This is a genomic window from Rhodococcus sp. EPR-147 (genome assembly GCF_001647185.1).
Taxonomy (GTDB): Bacteria; Actinomycetota; Actinomycetes; order Mycobacteriales; family Mycobacteriaceae; genus Rhodococcoides.
In genome coordinates, this window is sequence record NZ_LVCU01000070.1 from 15,278 (window position 1) to 35,339 (window position 20,062).

Here is a 20,062-nt window from a genome sequence, read left to right on the forward strand (position 1 = left end):
GCAGGTCGAGCTCCCTGCGGGGCTCGTTGTGTAAACGAGTGTGACCCACGCAACCCGCATTGTCACGTGTTTCGTGAAAATTCATGTCACCGGTGACATGGCACAGATCCTGCCCACGGCGGAAGCCGCACCTTCGACCCGCTATCGGACCGAGCGGTACCGTCTCTGAACTGGAGATAGTTGCGATCTACTCGATTTTCGACCCAGCGGAACGGCGCTACGGTACCGTCCATGACACCGATGTCATCAAGCACGCACATGCGGCGGATGACATCGATGACATGACCGATTCGGAAACAGTGAAGGTTGGCGTACATGGCGAAGTTCGACGGCCGGAAGATCTTGGTGACCGGTGCCAGCGGCGGTATCGGCTCGGCCACGGTGCGACGACTGGTGGCCGACGGGGCCGACGTCGTCGCAGCCGGTCAATCGGTGGATGCGTTGGACAAGCTCGCCGACGAGACCGGCGCGCAGCCTCTCGCGTTCGACCTGACCTCCGAGGACAGCGTGCGCGAGGCCGTCGAGGGACTCGAGCTCTACGGAGTGGTGAACTGCGCCGGCTTCGGCGGCGAGATCGCCACGCCACAGGACACCGACATCTCCGTCTTCGACAAGGTCATCGCCATCAACGCGCGTGGCGCTCTCCTCGTCATCAAGTACACCGTCCCCGCGATGATCGCCGCCGGTGCTGGAGCAATCGTGAACGTGTCGAGCCAGGCCAGTCTCGTCGCCCTGACGGGCCACATCTCGTACGGCTCCTCGAAAGCCGCCCTGGACAACATCACTCGGGTTTCGGCCCTGGAACTCGGTCGCCACGGAATCCGGGTCAACGGAGTCAATCCGACCGTCGTGATGACGGAGATGTCCGCGTTCTACTGGGGCCGTCCGGAGATCGAGGAGCCGTTCCTGGCACAGATGCCGCTGGGGCGCTGGGCCACCGAGGACGAGATTGCCGCGCCGATTGCCTTCCTGTTGAGCGATGATGCTTCCATGGTGACCGGGGTGTCGTTGCCGGTGGACGGCGGCTACACGAGTCGATGACGAGCGGACGACGAGCAGACGGGGGTAGATCATGACCACCATGCAGGATGTCGCGGCACTGGCCGGAGTCAGCGCCAAGACCGTCTCACGGGTGTACAACAACGATCCGCACGTCGACCCCGAAACGCGCGCTCGCGTCACCGATGCCCTGAATTCACTGAACTACGTTCCGAACACGATGGCGACGTCGTTTCGCAACGGTCAAGCGGCAGCGATCGGTGTGGCCGTGCCCGATATCGACGATCCGTTCTTCTCCTCCATCGCACGAGCCATCGAGGAGCGCGCCCGCGAGGACGACATGGCCGTGTTGGTCACGAGCCTGGGGCACGACGGTGACCAGGAGCAGGCTCTGGTCGAGTCGCTGCTGCGTAGACAGTTGAGCGGCTTGATCATTGCGCCGACGGGTTCCGATCACGGTTACCTGGAGCGCTGGATCGACAAAACTCCGACGGTCTTCGTCGATCGCGCACCCGACGGCCTCAAGGCCGACAGCTTCGTCGACGACGATCACGGCGGGGCGGTGTTGGCCACCGATCATCTGCTTCGGTTGGGACACACTCGCATCGCAGTCATCGGTGACAGTGCCAATATTCCCACCAGCCGGAATCGGCTCGAGGGATACCGAGAGTCGCTGCAGGCCGAAGGAATCGAGTTCGACGAGTCGCTCGTTGCGCTCGGCGTCATGGGCCGCGACGATGCCCGCAACGCCCTGACCGCATTGACCGCACTCGACGATCCACCGACGGCGCTGTTTCTGTCCAACGCACGCGTGGCCATGGCATGCGTGCCGGTGCTGCAGCAGATGGAATTGCTGCATCTGGCGTTCGTCGGATTCGGCGACTTCCCGCTGGCGGATGCAGTGTGGCCGCCGGTGACGGTGATCGACCAGAATCCTGCTCGGCTCGGCCGATTGGCCATCGAGCGACTACTCGGCCGAATCGAGAATCCCGGCAAGCGCTTCAAGCGCCGCAATATCCTCGGCGTCGAGCTCATCGAACGCCGATCCTGCACGCCTGGAAGCGATCACCGCTGCGACTGATCCTGGAGCGCCTGCGCAACCAGATCGACCTGCAGTGTGGTCGACAATTCGGCATCGATCCGCAGATGTGGAACACGCGGCTTCTCCACCGGGCGATCCGTCGACCGATGCGCGTCGCGCTCTGCCCCGCGGGCCGCCCGCCGACGCGCCAGCAGCTCCGGCGAGCCGTCGACGTGCACGACCATCGTTGCTGCGGGGGTCACCTGCGAGACCAGTCGTTCCCACTCCGTGCCCGCGGTCAGTTCGCGGGTGAAGGGCGCGACCAGAACGGGGCGCTGACCGATTTCCACGAGGTCCCTCGCAGCAGCGAGCAGCACTGCATACCGGCCGGCACGAATGCGTTCTGCGTGCGGCCCTGCACTGTTCCAGTGCTGCCCGTCCAGTAGCGAATCCAGTTGATCGAGTAGTGGATTGGTGAGTGTATCGAGGTCTAGCAATGCCGTGCCGAAGCGGCGCGCCAGCTCGCGTCCGAGGGTGGTCTTTCCACTTCCTGCAGCACCCGCGACAACCAGAACCGGCAGTTGATCCCGATCGATCACGGAAACGTCTTGACAGACAGGAGGCATGACGTGAATCATACAAGACAACGTTGTCTCGCACCTTTACTACAGCGAACACAATTCCTCCGATCGAGAGTTCACGTGACCGAGCGCGCAAGCATCAAAGACGTCGCCGCGTTGGCAGGCGTCAGCTTCAAGACCGTCTCCCGTGTCGTCAACGGCGTGGACACGGTCTTGCCCGAGCTGCGCGAACGCGTCGAGGCCGCGGTGCAGACGCTCAACTACGTCCCCAATTCCGCTGCGCGCTCGTTGAAATCGGGATCGGGAAACACCATCGGGATCATCGTCGATTCCATCGACGACGTGTTCTTCGCCTCCTTGGTCAGTGCGGTCGAGGATCGCGCTCTCGAACACGGACTGGCCGTCATCGTCGGCAGCACCGGGTTCGACGCTCACCGCGAACGTGACCAGCTGGCGCTGCTGGCCGGTCAACACGTGCGGGGGATCATCCTCGCGCCTGTCGGCGATCACAGCGACTTCCTGGTGCCTCGGCGTCGAACATTGCCGACCGTGACCATCGACCGTTCCATCCCGGGCTTCGATTCGGTCATCGTCGACGATTACGGTGCCGCCAAGCGGGCCGTCGAGAAACTGGTCGAGGGCGGCCACACCCGAATTGCGTTGCTCGGCTTCGACGATCGACTACAGACCGCACAGTTGCGCCGTGAGGCGTACATCGACGTCCTCACCGATCTCGGTCAGACACCGGACGCCGCCCTCGCACCGCCCGTCTCGCACGCCGCAGATTCGGTACGGCCGGTAGTGAAGAAGCTACTGGCTCTGCGGAATCCGCCGACCGCCTTCTTCGTCGCCAACGCGCGGCATGCGACGGCCGTGGTATCGGTGCTGCACGAGATCGATCGCACCGACGTTGCCATGGTCTCGTTCGGCAACTTCTCGCTCGCCGATGCTGTCAGCCCGTCCGTCACATGCATCGACCAGGATCCATACCGGATCGGCACCCTCGCGTTCGATCGCCTGGTGCAGCGCTTCGATGATCCCTATCTCGAAGTCGAGCAACAGATTGCGCCGACCACCCTGGTCGAACGACTCTCACATGCACTCCCCTTACCTGCACAGAAATGAGAACATCCCCGTGAATCCCAGACTCGTTGCGGGACTCGACCTCGGTAGCACCGGCATCAAGGTGCTCGTGATCGACGAGGCCGGAACCGAACTGCTCATCGAGCAGAGTCCGACGCCGTGGCATCACGGCCCGGGCGGAACCACCGACCTCGAGGCCGAGGACCTGCTCGCCACCATCGCGAATCTGCTCGACGCCGTCGCGCGGCGACTGCCCGAGGTGACCGGCGATCCCGCGTCGCGCATCGATGCGATCGCGGTGTCCGGAATGGGCGAGACGGGCTTCCTTCTGAATAAAGACAACGTTGTCCGCGCTCCGGCATTCGCATGGTTCGATCCGCGCGGGCAGCAGCAGGTCGATTCACTACCCCAGGATCTTCGTGATCGGTTCGCCGGCAAGACAGGCCTGCCCGTCGGCGTCCAGGTATCAGTGGTCAAGATCGCGCACCTCCGCGACAACGGACTGAACCTGGCCGGACTGCGCTGGTTCAATCTGCCCGAGTTCGTCGTGTTGGCCCTCGGTGGCCGCGCGGTGGCCGACTACTCGTTGAGTTCCCGGACCGGACTGCTCGATCAGAACACCGGCGAGCCGTGGACGGAGATGTTGACACACTTGGGCGTCGGGGCCGAGTTCATCCCGCCCCTCGTCGACGCAGGCACCGACCTGGGGGTCGCAACCGGACATGCACTTCCCGACGCCATCGTGGGGGCACGGTTGACCGTGGCCGGTCACGACCACCTCGTCTCCGCCGTATCGGGTGGGGCAATCCCCAACGATCGATATCACGTGTCGATGGGCACCGCCGAGGTTCTGCTGCGAGTGCTCGACGCTCCTCTGACTACCGCAGCGCGAAGCCGTCTGGCCGATCACCTGATCAACTCGGTGCGGCATGTGGTTCCTGGCCAACACGTACTCGTCGCCGGGGTCAAGACCGGACTGTTGATGCGACGGGCGTTGCAGATGTGTGACATCACCGACCGCGCCGGGCGTGACCTGCTCGATCAGCGAGTGTGCGCGTTGCCTGCCGCCGGACCGTCCACCGACGGCGGGATAGAGATCGCCGGGGCGCGCAACGACGACGGCGTGCTGTCCATCACCGTGCGCACCGACGGGGTGAATTCGGCGGAGCTGTTCCGTTCGATTCTGTTGCACGGCAACGAGGAGATCGCCCGCCTCATCGCTGCCCTCGACGCCGAGGTTGCGCCCGCTCGGACCACGCTGCTCACCGGCGGTTGGGCGGGCATGGCCAGCGTCCGGGATGCCCGCGCACAGGTGCTCCCCGCTGTCTCGGTCTCGACTCGTACCCAGGACACCGCCTACGGCGCAGCACTGTTCGCTGCGCGACTACTGACGCTCATAGAAATCTGAGCCCACATTTCTGCATTGAGACAACGTTGTCTCATCTGCTCGCAGACCAAACCCATCACCAGGAGAAGACAATGAACGAACTCACCACCCTCGAGCGTCGCGGAATGGCCGCCATCTCCACCGCCGACGGCAACATGCTCATCGTCGCCGGAGATCAGCGCAACGGCATGAAGGCGGTCATGACGGACGCTCCCGACGGACCCGGCTCGGTCACGTTCGAGCAGCTCGCCGACGCCAAGGCCGATCTGGTTCGCTACCTCGGCAATCACGCCCCGGCGATCCTGCTCGACCCCGAGGTCGCACTGCCGAAGATCGTCGACGAGGGTGTGCTCTCGCGCAACACCGCACTCGTCGTCGGCATGGACGCCTCGGGCTTCGAGGAGACCGATGGACTGCGGTACACCCGGTACGTCGACGGCGTCACCCCGCGCGTCGTACGCGACCTGGGCGGCGATGTCGCCAAGATGCTGTTCTACATGCGCCCCGAACGGCAGGGCGTCGATTCCCGTGTCGCCGAGGAGATCCGCGACCTCGTCAAGGCATGCTCCGCCGAGGGCCTGCTGCTCATCGTCGAAATCCTGACCTACAAGCTCGAGGGCGAATCGGACGAGGACTACAAGGCCGGCTTCGGCAAGATCATCGCCGACTCCACCCGCATCTCGGTCGAATGCGGTGCCAAGGTACTCAAGCTCCCCTACCCCGGTTCCGCCGAGGCATGTGCGGCCGTTACCGAAGCGGCACAGGGTGTTCCGTGGGCAGTGCTGTCGGCGGGCGTCGACCACGAGACGTTCATCGAGCAGGTGCGCATCGCGGTCGCCAACGGCGCGCGCGGCGCGATGGCAGGCCGCTCGCTGTGGAAGGACAGCATGGCCGTTTCCGCCGAGACTCGCGAGGACCTGCTCACCAACCGCGCACTCCCACGTCTGCGCGAACTGAACGAGGCCGTCGACAACTGATCACCGTCCTTCGACCGAGCCCGGACACTCCGTCTCGGGTTCGGTCGACGCTTTTCTGGGTAGCGTGAACCCATGACGCACCCCTCGACGCACCTCGACATCGTCGCCGCTCCCGGCGTGTTCGCCGATCTCGCGACGGCCCAGGAATTGGTCGCCAGGGCGCTGTCGGCCCGAGGATTGACGGGCGGAATGGTCGACATCGCATCAGGTTTCGACGAAGCGATCGTCGTTCCTGGCGACGGAATCCCGGTCGATATTTCGCCGCACAGCAGCGGTGTCGTTCGAGTCGATCTGGGCCAGTGCACACCGGACAGATCACCGGGCATCCGCACTCACATTCGCGGCCGCGGGCTCGACGGTCTGCGATTTGCGATCGACAGCGTGTACTTCCACCGCTTTTACCCCGGGACGATCCTGCACTACGGGGATCACCCCGAGCAACGCGTCGAGCAGCGGTTACCCGAGGGCGATGGCCCGTTTCCCGTCGCCGTGCTGATCCACGGTGGCTACTGGCGTTCGCGATGGGAATTCGACCTGATGGACGCGATGGCCGTCGATCTGACCGGGCGGGGTTACGCCACGTGGAACGTCGAATATCGTCGCCCCGACGAACACGGGTGGGATGCGATGACCGGCGACGTCGCGTCCGCTCTGGCGGCGCTGGAGACGGCACCCGGCAGTCTTGATCTGTCCCGAACAGTGCTGATGGGGCACTCGGCGGGCGGTCAACTCGCTCTGCGCCTCGCAGCCGATTCGGCCGGAAAGGCCGTAACCCCTGCTCTCGCAGTGAGTCTGGCCGGCGTGCTCGATCTGAAGGTCGGCGATGAGCGCTGGCTCGGTGAGGGTGCGGTGTCGAATGCGATCGGTGCGCGATTCGCCGGTGCGCAGGAGACGTACGAGGCATCGTCGCCGATCGCGAGGCTTCCGCTCGGAGTTCCGCATCTGGTGGTGTGCGCGGTATCGGACGATCCCAACCTGCTCGAGATCAGTCGGGCGTACTACGCCGCCGCGTCGGCGGGCTCGGATTCGGTCGGCTCGGTCGAAGGACCCGGGGGCCACTTCGCGGTCATAGACCCCGCGGCGGAGATCTATCAGGACATGGTTCGCGAGGTCGACGCCCGAATCCGAGGTACCCGAGACCACGCGTCCGAGTAAGTCCGTATCGTGCATGGTGTGACGCGCAACACAACGACGTCTATGCCGAGACTTCAGGAGCGAGATCGATGAAGAGCACCATGCAGGACACCCCACTGTCCATCGGCCAGCTGGTTCGATTCGGGACGTCCATTCACTCCTCGGCCGAGATCACCACCTGGACGGACACCGGTCCGACCACGGTGACCTTCGGGGAATTGGGTAGGCGGGCAGCGCAACTGGCACACGGTCTGCGGTCGATCGGCATCGACGACGATCAGCGCGTCGGAACGTTCATGTGGAACAACGCCCCGCACATGGAGGCGTACATGGCGATTCCTGCGATGGGCGCGGTGCTGCACACGCTGAACATCCGACTATTTCCCGAGCAGCTCACCTACATCGTCAATCACGCCGAGGATCAGGTGATCATCGCCGACGCGAGCCTGCTCCCCCTGCTGACACCCCTGCTGCCGACGTTCGAGACCGTGCGGCATCTCGTCGTCGTCGGCGTCGACCCGACGCAGGTCACTGCACCCGACGGTATCGAGGTGCTGGGTTACGAGGACCTACTCGCAGGCAAGCCGGAGGAGTTCGACTGGCCCGAGCTCGACGAACGATCCGCTGCCGCAATGTGTTACACCTCGGGCACCACCGGCGACCCCAAGGGTGTCGTCTATTCACATCGCTCCATCTACCTGCATTCGATGCAGGCCTGCATGACCGACGCGATGGCAATTGCGCAGTCCGACAAGGTCTTGGCCATCGTGCCGATGTTCCACGCGATGTCGTGGGGATTGCCCTATGCAGCGCTGATGGTCGGTGCGTCACTGATCATGCCCGACAGGTTTCTGCAGCCGGCTCCGTTGGCGGAGATGATGTCGACACTGCGTCCGACAGCCGCGGCGGCCGTTCCGACCATCTGGCAGGCCCTGCTCGCTCACCTGGACGAGCACCCGGCCGATCTGTCGAGTCTGCGTGACGTGGTGGTCGGCGGTGCCGCGTGTCCACCGAGTTTGATGCGGGCGTTCCACGAGAAGTACGGGGTGCACATCTCGCAGGCCTGGGGCATGACCGAGACCTCGCCTCTGGGCACGTCCGGCAAGCCCGATGCCGGGCTGTCGGCTGAGGACGAGTTCGATTTACGTTGCACGCAGGGCAGATTCGTCGCCGGTGTTCGCGCACGACTCGTCGACGATGCAGGCACGGTGTTGCCGTGGGACGGTGCGACCGTCGGTGAACTCGAAGTCCGTGGCCCATGGATCACCGGCAGCTACTATCGCGCCGACGCAGACGACAAGTTCGACGACGGCTGGCTGCGGACGGGTGACGTGGGCACCATCTCCGAGGGCGGCTACCTACGACTGACCGATCGCTCCAAGGACATCATCAAGTCCGGGGGCGAGTGGATCTCGTCGGTGGAACTCGAGAATCAGGTGATGGGACACCCGGCCGTTCGCGAGGCCGCGGTGATCGGTGTGCCCGATCCGAAGTGGGACGAGCGGCCCCTGGTGGCCGTAGTCGTCCGCGAGGGCGCATCGGTGACAGCCGAAGAACTGAAGGAGTTCCTCGACAGCCGCGTGGCGCATTGGCAGCTGCCGGAGCGATGGACCTTCATCGACGAGGTCCCGAAAACCAGCGTCGGCAAGTACGACAAGAAGCGACTGCGTAGCTCGCATGCCGACGGGGCATTGAACGTCATCGAGCTGGTGTAGCGGCACCGTTCGGAACACCGTGGCCGACCGCCCCGAGCGCCCGCTCGGGGCGGTCTTCGGCGTCCATTTCCTGACTCCTACACCGCCGAGCGTTGCTACACAAGATATTTGCCGAGACTGGCTAAACAAACCTCGAGTTCAGTAATAAACCAGTTTCACTGCACGTCGGTACGTAAAGAGCCGTTCCAACCTACGCGGAGTTTGCTACCGTTCCATCGGGGTTCCGAGCAAGTGGGATACGACGGGGCGCACAGTTGCGCAGGGGTAATGGTGACCGATTCAAATCAGGTACTCGGGTTCGTGACGTTGGACGACGACTACGAAGATACGTTCGAGTTGACGTCCTCGCAGTACGCGATGTGGCTGGCACAGCAGTTGCATCCGCATGCCGCACACAGCGTTGCGCACTACATGGACGTCCGTGGCGACCTGAATTTCGATCTCCTCGTCGACTCGGTGCGCATCACCGCCGCCGAAACGGGTTCGCTGTTGACCCGACTCCTCGCCCCCGGCGACGGCCAGGACGGTCCGCACACCGTGCGTCAGTTCGTCGATGCAGCGATTCTGCCCACCGAACTCGAGTACCACGACCTCACCGGATCTCCCGACCCGATCGCGGCCGCACGCGATTGGATGAAAGCGGAGTTCACCGCTCGGATCGACCTGTACTCGACACCACTTTCCAGGTCGGCGGTCCTGAAAGTCGGTCACCTCCGGTACTTCTGGTACGCACGAGCACACCACACCGTGATCGACGGATTCGGTTCGGCAGTGGTCGCGGTCCGTACCGGCGAGGTCTACTCGGCACTCGAACGCGGTGAGATCCCGCCGCCGCGCAGGGCGAGGCACCCACGCGCGTTCGTCGAGGCCGAGGCGGCGTATCGGGCGTCGGCACGAATCGAGAAGGACCGTGCGTACTGGGCGGCAGTGGCGGCCGAACTCCCGGAACCGGTGTCGTTCTCCGGACGCACGGCCGAACCGTCGTCGTTCAATCATCGGTGCAACAGGACGCTGGACCTGCAGACCGACCAAGCCCTTGCCAGTGCGGCCGGAACGCACAAGACCACCGTCGCCGCTCTGGTGGTCGCGGCTTTCGCGGCGTACCTCGCCCGCGCTACCGACACCGACGACGTCGTTCTCACCCTTCCGATGGCTGCTCGCGTCACCGCCTGGGCGAGATCATCTGCATCCATGACGGCGAACGCCGTTCCCATCGGAGCCCGAGTCGGATCGACGACCACCATTGCCGATCTGATCGAGAACATCGGCCATCGCATCGGAGGTGCTCTTCGGCACCAGCTGCTCCCCGCGGCGGAGATCGCCGGAGACCTGCGGGCCTCGGGGGCAACCCTGGGGCCGACCATCAACCCGATGCTGTTCGGTGACCGGATTCGGCTGGGCGATCTGGACGCGCGGCTGGACCTGTTGACCTCGGGTCCGACGGCAGACATGGCCGTCACCCTGCACACGAACTCCGACAACGGGCAGATGCGCGTCGACATCGAGGGCAACCCTGCCACGTACGAGCTGGCCGACATCGAAATGCACAGTGCGCGTTTCGCTCGATTCCTGCACGAGTTCGCAACCCGGCAACCCGACTGCCCGATCGACTCCATCGGCGTGCTCACCGACTCGGATCATCGACTCCTGCTTGACGAGTGGAGCGGCGGTGCGCCTGCTGCTCTGGCAACCCTGCCGGAAATCTTCGGCCGCGGTGTGCGTCGTGCGGCGGATCGTCCCGCGGTCGTCGATGGTGACACCGTGGTCGAGTACCGCGAGCTCGACCGTCGCTCGAATGCGTTCGCACGCCAGCTGATCTCGATGGGGGTCGGCCCGGACGTGCCTGTGGCCGTGGTACTCCCACGCTCGCACAGATCCGTGACCATAGTGTGGGCCATCACCAAGGCAGGCGGTGCGTACGTACCGATCGATCCTGCGCATCCACTCGATCGCATCGAGCGCACGCTGGCGGACTGTGGCGCGCGCGTCGGTGTGACGACGCGAGACATGCACGGCCGACTGCCGTCCGAGATCGACTGGATCCTCGTCGAGGACGATCCCGCGCGTGGATTCACCGACGGTGCGATCACCGACGCCGACCGCCTCGCCCCACTCACTCTCGATCATCTCGCGTACGTGATCTACACATCCGGCAGCACCGGCGTCCCCAAAGGCGTTGCCGTCACCCATCGCGGTATCGGCCCCATCGCCGACGCGGCCATCGCGGCCCACGCCACGATCGTCGGGTCACGGGTGATGCACTTCGTGTCACCGGGTTTCGACGCATCCGTGCTCGAGATGTTCCTGGCTTTCGGTGCCGGCGGAACCCTCGTGGTGCTGCCCACCGGGGTGTACGGCGGCGACGAACTCGGGGCGCTGCTCACCGAGCACTGCATCGACGCCGGGTTCATCACGCCGTCCGCGCTGGCGACGGTCTCCCCCGCCGCCGGGTCGACACTCGTCTCGATCGGAGTCGGCGGCGACGCAGTGCCTGCCGCGCTGGTAGACGACTGGGCTCCCGGACGACGGATGGTCGACGTCTACGGCCCCACCGAGACCACGGTCGCCGTCACCCTCGGCCCGCTCGAAGCAGGAAAGAAAGTTGCACTCGGGCGTCCTATCGACGGCATTCGCGCCTACGTGTTGGACCGCCGACTGGACCCGACTCCCCCGGGATGCGTGGGCGAGCTCTACATCGGCGGGACCGGGGTGGCGCGCGGCTACCACGATCGACGCGGACTGACGGCGAGCCGATTCGTGGCCGACCCCTTCGGAGGGGGTCGGCTGTACCGAACCGGCGATCTCGTCAGATGGACTGCCACAGGAGAACTCACCTACATCGGCCGACGCGACCATCAGGTCAAGGTGCGTGGGTTCCGGATCGAGCTCGGTGAGATCGAGGAGGCACTTCGCGCCCACCCACAGGTCAGTGACGCCGTCGTGGTCGTGCACGGCGACGGGGTGGCCCGCACCCTCGTGGGCTATGTCGTCGCAGAGAACGATGCGGTGCTCGACCCCGACGAGGTGACCGCCTCGCTCGTCGGCGTTCTCCCCGCGTACATGGTGCCCCACCGCGTGAACGTGCTCGATGCGTTCGAGTTGAACACCAACGGCAAGGTCGATCGCCGCCTGCTGCCCGAGCCCGTCGAACAGGTCGTGGCCGATCGGCGCGAGCCTGAATCACCGCAGGAAGTCATTGTCGCCCAGGTGTTCTCGGAGGTTCTCGACGTGCCGTCGGTGTCGGCCACGGACGACTTCTTCGCCCTCGGCGGCAACTCGTTGCTCGCCACCGTCGTCGCCGCTCGCCTCGCCGCCGACGGCCGATACCGCGTCGGCGTGCGCGAGGTCTTTCTGCATTCGACGGTCGAGCGACTGGCCGCCGCCGTCGTCGACCTCGCCGACGACGCTGGGTCCACTGCACCGGTTGCTGTTTCGCGTACAGAGCCGTTGCCCGCCTCGCCCTCGCAGCGCAGCATGTGGTGGATCGAGCGCTACCAGCCGTCGGCCGCGTATCACATTCCGCTCGCTCTTAAAGTCCGCGGCGAGCTCGATATCCCTGCCATTCGGCTGGCACTCGAGGACGTCGTCCGGCGCCACGAGAGCTTGCGCACCGTCTTCCGCATCGACCCGTCCGAAGATGTGCCCCTACAGCTGATCCTGGACGCCCCGGCCCCCGAGAATCCTCTGCGGTTCGATGCCGTGACCATCGACGGCGCTGATGTCGACGACACAGCACTGCTCGACTCCCTGTCCGAGATCGCTACGCGCCCCTTCGATCTCGAACACGATCTGCCACTTCGTGGCCGAGTGATCTCGCTACCGGACCGTGACGAACACGTCGTCGCGATCGTCCTGCACCACATCTGCGTCGACGGGTGGTCACTGGGCGTCTTGGCTGCCGACATCGGCGAGGCCTACCGGGCGAGATTGGAAGACACTGCACCGCAGTGGGATTCACTTCCCGTGCAGTACGCCGATGCCGTCGCGTGGCAGCGTGCCCAGTTGGGCGAGGCCACCGACACCGCTTCGTCGCTGAGTGCTCTCCGGACGTGGTGGTCCGATACTCTCGCGGGCCTTCCCGACACCCGTCCACCGGGCACCATGCGCGCCCGTCCCAGTACGCCGACCGGCCTCGGCGGGGCCGTCTCCACCGTGCTGAGCCCCGACGCGAAGGCTGCCGTCGATCGCCTGGCCGCAGGCACCGGATCGACGGAGTTCATGGTCGTGCACGCCGCGTTGGCGCTGCTGATGTCCCGTTCGGGTGTCGGCGACGATGTGGTGATCGGTACCGCTGTGGCGGGGCGCGGGCATCCTGACCTCGACCGCGTGGTCGGAATGTTCGTCAACTCTGTTGTCCTGCGCACCGAGGTCACGCCGAGCCATTCCGTGCGCGAGCACGTGCTCGCAGTCCGAGGTGTCGACATCGAGGCGCTCTCTCGCGGACACATGCCCTTCGACTCCCTGGTCGAACATCTGGATCCGGTACGCCTCCCCGGTCGCCACCCGCTGTTCCAGGTGATGTTGACCGACCGCGTCACCCCCGATGTCGATATGGAGATCGGCGGCGGAACCGTGAGCACGTACGGCATCGACCTACCCGTCACCAAGTACGACCTCGAAGTGGTTCTCGCCCGATCGGCCTCCAGGCCTGACGAGACGACGATCGTGCTGACCTACGCCCGAGACCTCTACGACGAGCCCACCGCCGACGCGCTGCTGCAGCGTCTGACGTCGGTACTCGCCCAGATGACCGCCGAACCCGACCGTCCGATCCACCGAATCGACGTGCTGGTTCCATGCGAACGCGCGAGGCTGCTGCCGATGCTCAGCGGTCGAGCCGATCCATGGGGCGTCAGCATCGACCGCGCACTGCGAGACTGCGCGCGGCGTTCGCCGACAGCCGTGGCGCTGGTGGAAGACGAACGATCCATGACGTACGGCGATCTCGACGCACTCGTCACTCGCGGGGCCGCAACTCTTCGCAGTCGAGGTGTGCGGGCCGAGACCAGAGTCGTCGGAATGTTGCCTCGCTCCATGGAATCGGTGCTGTGCGTGCTTGCCGTCGCCCGCTCGGGAGGCGTGTACGTACCGGTCGATCCCGCCTACCCGGAGGACCGCCGCGAATTCATGGTGCGCGACAGCCGCGCCGTCGTCGGTCTCACGCACCTGCGCACCGATGGTTCGAACGACTTCTGGATGACGCTGGACTCGCTGTTCGCCCATGCCGGGACGTACGGCCGCGATGCCCCGGCGGTGTCTGCGGCCAATGCGGCGTACGTCATCTACACCTCGGGAACCACCGGCACTCCGAAGGGCGTCGAAATCTCCCGGCAGGCCTACTCCGACGCAGGGGCCGAGCTGGTACGCGCGTTCGGGGCCGATTCGCGTTCACGCGTATTGGCCTTCGCCTCACCGAGTTTCGACGCGTCGATGCTCGAGATCGCACTCGCAATTCGCTCGGGCGGGACGTTGGCGGTCGCTCCCGCCGACATCGTCGGTGCGGAAGAACTCGAAGCGGTGATCGACGTCCACCAGGTGACGCACTGCTTCCTGACGCCGTCGGTGCTGGCCACCCTCGACCTCACCGGTCCGGATCTGTCGTCGATGACCACGATCGGCATCGGGGGCGAGAACTTCGGGCCGGAGTTGCTCGCGATCGCAGCGGCAGGGCGTCGTATCGTCAACGTCTACGGGCCGACCGAATCCACCATCTCCACTCATCTCCCGATTCTCGAACCGACCCGGGACGTATCCATCGGGATGCCGGTCGCCGGCGTCCGCGCGACCGTTCTCGACACACGACTGTCTGCGGTACCGAGCGGCGTCACCGGCGAATTGCACCTGTCCGGTGGGCAACTCGGGCGCGGATATGTCGATCGTCCCGCGCTGACGGCCACCCGATTCGTCGCTGATCCATTCGGTCCTCCCGGGTCACGGATGTACCGCACGGGGGATCTCGCGTACGTCGACGGCGCAGTCGACCCGACGGTGAAGATCGTCGGCCGCAGCGACTTCCAGGTCAAGATCCGCGGTCTGCGAATCGAATTGGGTGAGATCGACGGAGTTCTCGGTGCGATACCCGGGGTCGATTTCGCCGTGACGACGACGGCCACCTCCCCGTCCGGGGAGACCGTGCTCGTGTCCTACGTGCACGGTGACGACACCGTCGACGTCGGTGACGTAACGCGCATCGTCCGCGAGCGGCTGCCACGACACATGGTGCCCGCCCGGATCGTGGTCCTCGACGCCATCCCGCTCACCCCGGTCGGCAAATTGGACCGATCTGCCCTGCCTGCACCGTCGTTCGACGTCATCTCCGTCGACGACGAGCCGCGAACAGAGCTGGAATCGACTTTGCTGCAAATTCTTTGCGAGATCGTCGACGTACCGTCGGTGGGAAGTTCGGCCGACTTCTTCGCCCTCGGCGGCACCTCGCTGTCCGCGACGCGATACGCCACCCGTATCGGCGAGAGCCTGGACCACCACGTCCCGGTTCGGGCGATCTTCGACAACCCCACGGTTGCCGAGCTTGCCGCGCACCTCGACACAGTTCTAGAGAATCCCGAGGACTCGATACAACGATCACACTGGCTCACCACCGAACTGATCGAGCGCGTTCGCTCCACGAGGGGCCCGTCGATCCCTCTCTCCCCTCAGCAGCAGGCCATGTGGATCACGAGCCGGATCGCCTCGACGGCAACGGCGTACAACATCGTGGGCGGCCTCCGCGTCACCGGTGCCTTCGACCCCCATGTGCTGGAAGAGGCACTGAACGACGTGGTGCTGCGCCACGAGTCGTTGCGAACCACGTTCCCGACCACGCCGACGGGACCGGTGCAGCGGATCTGGCCGCAGCGACGAGTCGAGGTGAGCATCGCGGACTCGCGCGAAAGCTGCTCGATCACCGACCTTCTGGCCCAGGCCGGTGCGCACCGCTTCGATCTGTCGATCGAACTTCCGGTCCGAGCCACGGTGGCGAGAACCGGGGACGACGAGCACGTGGTGGTTTTGGTCGTGCACCACATCGCCGCCGACGGTGAATCGATCGCCCCGCTCTCTGCTGATCTGTTGTTCGCGTACACCACTCGCGAGAGTGGCAACACCCCGATGTGGCCGAGCCTGCCGCTGCAGTACGCCGAGTACCAGCTCGCACTCGAAGCCGCGATGACCGACGGAGCGCGAGCAACCGGCCTCGACTACTGGACGCAGACGCTGCGCGACGCCCCCGTCGAACACGCCGTTCCGTTGGACATATCGCGGCCGAGTGCTCCCACCGGACGGGCGGGCACAGTCACGGTGTCGATGTCCGCCGAGGTGCGTGCCCGGGTGAGCAGCCTCGCCCGAACCCACCGGTCCTCGGAATTCATGGTGGTGCACACCGCGCTCGCCGCGCTTGCATCCGTCGGAACTTCGGCCGGCAGCAGCACGGACGTCGTGATCGGTACACCGCACTCGGGACGCGGTGGCACGGCTCTCGACTCGATGGTGGGCATGGCGGTCAACACGCTCGCACTGCGCACCGGCTTCGCTCGGTCCGCGTCGTTCTCGGAGGCACTGGCCGAGGTACGCGAGACCGACCTCGACGCGTTCGAGCATGCGATGATCCCGTTCGACGAGGTCGTGTCCGCGCTCGGACAACCGCGTCACCCCGCCCGCAATCCCGTCGTTCAAATCGTTCTCGCCGTGCAGGATTCACCGCCGCTGACGATCGATACCGGCGACCGAACCATCGCCACGATCGAAGCCCCGATCACCACCTCGGCGTTCGACCTCGTGGTGTCCGTCCGCCCAAGCCACCACGGCAGCGCCGACGTACGCATCACCTACGCACGAGACCTGTTCCTTCCCAGCACCGTTCGTCATCTGGGGCAACACTTGGTCGAACTACTCGATCGAGCTGCCGCAGAGCCGTCGAGCACCGTCGGTGATCTGCTCGACGCGTCGGAGATCGTTCTTTCTCCTCCCACACTCGGCGCGCTGTTCGACGCGGCCGTCTCACTCGATCCGGATGCGGTGGCAGTCGCTGCGGCGGACGGTTCGATGAGTTACCGCGAGCTGAACGATGCCGTTGCCACCCTGGCCGATTCGCTTCGCGGGGCCGGTGCGGGGCCGGGGACCTGCGTTGCTCTCGCAGCTCAGCGTTCCCTGGCCTCGGTCACCGCGTTCTGGGCGATCGCGCGAACAGGTGCGGCCGTCCTGCCGCTGGACCCGTCTTACCCGAGCGAGCGGTTGCGCTACATCCTGGAGGACTCGGCTCCGATCCTGGGTCTGTGCGACGGCCCGGACGCGGACCTACCGCGCGAGAGTGTGACGTGGCGATCGATTCGGGACGTCGAACCGGTCGACTGGAACAAGCCTGCACCACGGCCGCATCCCGACGACATCGCCTACGTCGTCTACACCTCGGGAACGACGGGTCGGCCGAAGCCGGTCGCAGTCACTCATCGCGGGCTCGAGCGATTCGCGGTATCGCTGGGGCTGCAGTTCGACACCGGTCCCCGGTCCCGGGTTCTGCACGTGGCGTCGCCGGGATTCGATGCCGCGATTCTGGAAATGCTGTTGGTCGTCGTTCGCGGCTCGACCTGTGTGGTTGCACCGTCGTCGACCTTCGCGGGTACTCAACTCGGCAACCTGATCCGACGCGAACGGGTCGACACGATCTTCATCACCCCGGCGGCTCTGGGGACACTCTCGCCCGACGCATTGCTGTCGGTGACCGCGATCGGCACCGGAGGCGAGGCGCTGTCGGCAGCGTTGCTGGATACCTGGGCGGAGGGCCGCCGCTTCGTCAACGCGTACGGCCCCAGCGAGTCGACGGTCGCGGCAACGATGGGTCTGCAGAAGGCTGCTGTGGCACCGCACATCGGGTCAGCGGTACCGGGCACGTCGACGCTGATCCTCGATTCCGACCTGCGCAGGGTGGACGGACCGAACATCGGCGAGCTCTATATCGCCGGTGCCGGCCTGGCTCGGGGCTATCTCGATCGGCCCGCATTGACGGCGACCCGATTCGTCGCGAACCCGTACGGCGATGCGGGCTCACGGCTCTACCGAACCGGGGACCTCGTTCGCTCCGCCTCGACGCCGGACGGTGCACAGCTACGGATTCTCGGACGGTCGGACTCGCAGACCAAGATTCGCGGAGTTCGGGTCGAGCCGGCCGAGGTCGAGGCGGTGCTGTCGGCGAACCCGTCGGTGCAGTCCGCGGTGGTGCTCGTCGAGGACACCGCGACCGGTTCGTCACTCGTCGCGCACGTGAGTACCACGGACGTCGTCGATGTCGATCACCTTCGTGCGGGTATGTCCGAGGTCCTCCCCCGACATCTGGTGCCCGCGCGAATAGTGCTGCACGACAGGCTCCCCCTCACCTCACACGGAAAGGTCGATCGGGTCGCGCTCGCTGCGGGACCGGTGACGGCCAGCGTCGCTCGTCCCACCGGTTCGACGGTCGATTCGGTGCGATCAGCTTTTGCAGCCGTGCTTGCGGTCGATGTCGACACCGTCGACGCGGACTCCGATTTCTTTGCCCTCGGCGGCAATTCCCTGGCCGCAGTCATGGTGATGGATACGCTGCGCGAGCAGGTGGCCGATTCCGATCGAGATCGAGTGGACGTGACGTGGTTCTTCGACGTCGCCACGCCTGACGCGATCGCAGCCCGACTCGATGCGCTGGGCCACAGCGGTGTCGCCGCCCAACAGGCTCCGGTGACTCTGCGTGCGCGATCTCCGTTCGACGTCCTGATACCGCTGCGCGGAGGATCGTCCGATCGGACACCGCTGTTCTGCATTCATCCGGCCATCGGATTGGTGTGGAGCTACACCGGGATTCTTCCGTATCTGGATGCGGACACTCCCGTCGTCGGAATTCAGGCTCGCGGAATCGTCACCACCGCACCGGAACCGGAATCGGTGAAAGAGATGGCGCGCGACTACGTCAACGCGATCCGTATGGAGTTCCCCGAGGGGCCGTACCGTCTCGCGGGCTGGTCGCTCGGCGGGCTCATCGCGCAGGCGATGGCCGTCGAGTTCGAGAAGCAGGGCGAGACAGTGGAACTGATCGTTCTCGACGCGTATCCGCTGTGCGAGGAGACGGCACCGAGGCAGGAGATGTCGGTGGCGGACCTGCTGCGCGAGTTCGTGGGCGAGTTCGAGGTCGAGGACGATCTGACTCTCGACGACGCCATCGCGCTGGTGCGCAGGCAAGGCGGGGCGGCGACGTTGCTCGACGACGATCAGATTCGACGCCTGTACGACCGGTACCGTCTGTTCGTTCGCCTAGGCTACGAGCATCGGCCCGAGTTCTTCGGCGGCGACCTCACGTTCTTCTCCGCGTCGCGCTACCGCGGTGTGCCTCGATCCCCCTGGGAATGGCGACAATTCGTCGGTGGGACCATCGCAGATCATCCGGTTCAGACGACCCACAACGAGATGGGTACCCCGAAGGCTCTGGCCGAGGTGGCGCGCAGCATCGAATCACGCACTCCGGCAGCCGCATCGGGGCAGTACCGATGAGCGAGACAGTGGTCGAGGTGCGGAACCTCGTCAAGGAGTACGTGGGCCGCAAGGGCAATCACGTGGCGCTCAGCGGCGTCGACCTGGTGGTGCCCGCGGGGACGGTGACCGCGGTGTTGGGTCCCAACGGCGCGGGCAAGACCACCGCGGTGCGCATCATCGCGACCCTCAGCGCTCCCACGAGCGGATCGGTGACGGTCGCCGGCATCGACGTGGCGGAGAATCCGCGGGCGGTGCGCGGGCTGATCGGATTGTCCGGGCAGTACGCCGCCGTCGACGGCCGCCTCACCGGGTACGAGAATCTGCGGATGCTCGGTCGGCTCTACGGGCTCGGCGGGTCGCGGTCCCGCAAGCGAGCCAAGGAATTGCTGGCGATGTTCCACCTCGAGGACGCTGCGGGACGGGCGGCGTCGACGTACTCGGGCGGTATGCGTCGACGTCTCGACCTGGCCGGTGCCTTGGTCGCGCGGCCACCGTTGGTGATACTCGACGAACCGACCACCGGCCTCGATCCGCGCAGTCGCGGTGAGCTCTGGGACGTGGTCGAAGGACTGACCGGGGACGGCACCGCGGTGCTGCTGACGACGCAGTACCTCGACGAGGCCGAGCGGTTGGCCGACGACGTGGTGGTGTTCGACAAGGGCCGCGTGGTC

At 65.6% G+C, this 20,062-nt stretch carries 10 protein-coding genes; 9 read left to right on the plus strand and 1 reads right to left on the minus strand.

The window, feature by feature from the left end; genetic code table 11:
* Positions 1-315 precede the first annotated feature (315 nt).
* Complete coding sequence (locus A2J02_RS03750) at positions 316-1,041, plus strand: SDR family oxidoreductase (RefSeq protein WP_068046991.1); 726 nt, start codon at positions 316-318, stop codon at positions 1,039-1,041.
* A gap of 31 nt (positions 1,042-1,072) precedes the next feature.
* Complete coding sequence (locus A2J02_RS03755) at positions 1,073-2,080, plus strand: LacI family DNA-binding transcriptional regulator (RefSeq protein ID WP_068046994.1); 1,008 nt, start codon at positions 1,073-1,075, stop codon at positions 2,078-2,080.
* Here the strand turns inward: A2J02_RS03755 and A2J02_RS03760 are convergent.
* The gene (locus A2J02_RS03760; RefSeq protein WP_068047010.1) at positions 2,065-2,619 is read right to left on the minus strand and encodes an AAA family ATPase; all 555 of its coding nucleotides are present in this window, start codon (positions 2,617-2,619) and stop codon (positions 2,065-2,067) included. The genes A2J02_RS03755 and A2J02_RS03760 overlap by 16 nt on opposite strands.
* Positions 2,620-2,721: 102 nt before the next feature.
* Between A2J02_RS03760 and A2J02_RS03765 the strand changes: the two genes are divergently transcribed.
* The 7 genes from A2J02_RS03765 to A2J02_RS03795 form a co-directional block, all read left to right on the plus strand.
* Entirely contained in the window at positions 2,722-3,726 is a 1,005-nt protein-coding gene (locus A2J02_RS03765) for a LacI family DNA-binding transcriptional regulator (protein ID WP_197477921.1), read from the plus strand.
* 10 nt (positions 3,727-3,736) lie between these two features.
* Positions 3,737-5,092 carry an FGGY-family carbohydrate kinase gene (locus tag A2J02_RS03770; protein WP_068047027.1) on the plus strand — a complete coding sequence of 452 codons (1,356 nt, stop codon included), beginning with the start codon at positions 3,737-3,739 and terminating at the stop codon, positions 5,090-5,092.
* Positions 5,093-5,163: 71 nt separating this feature from the next.
* Complete coding sequence (locus A2J02_RS03775; protein ID WP_068047012.1) at positions 5,164-6,048, plus strand: tagatose-bisphosphate aldolase; 885 nt, start codon at positions 5,164-5,166, stop codon at positions 6,046-6,048.
* A 72-nt stretch (positions 6,049-6,120) separates the two neighbouring features.
* Entirely contained in the window at positions 6,121-7,203 is a 1,083-nt protein-coding gene (locus tag A2J02_RS03780; RefSeq protein ID WP_082898557.1) for an alpha/beta hydrolase, read from the plus strand.
* Positions 7,204-7,271: 68 nt separating this feature from the next.
* Positions 7,272-8,897 (plus strand): long-chain fatty acid--CoA ligase, encoded by a 1,626-nt coding sequence (locus A2J02_RS03785; RefSeq protein WP_068047015.1) that lies wholly within the window; start codon positions 7,272-7,274, stop codon positions 8,895-8,897.
* Between the two features lie 270 nt (positions 8,898-9,167).
* Positions 9,168-19,409, plus strand: coding sequence for a non-ribosomal peptide synthetase (locus A2J02_RS03790; protein WP_197477922.1), 10,242 nt, complete (start codon positions 9,168-9,170; stop codon positions 19,407-19,409).
* Positions 19,406-20,062 (plus strand): ABC transporter ATP-binding protein (locus A2J02_RS03795; protein ID WP_156516067.1); only part of this gene is annotated, 657 nt, incomplete at its 3' end. The genes A2J02_RS03790 and A2J02_RS03795, both read left to right, overlap by 4 nt.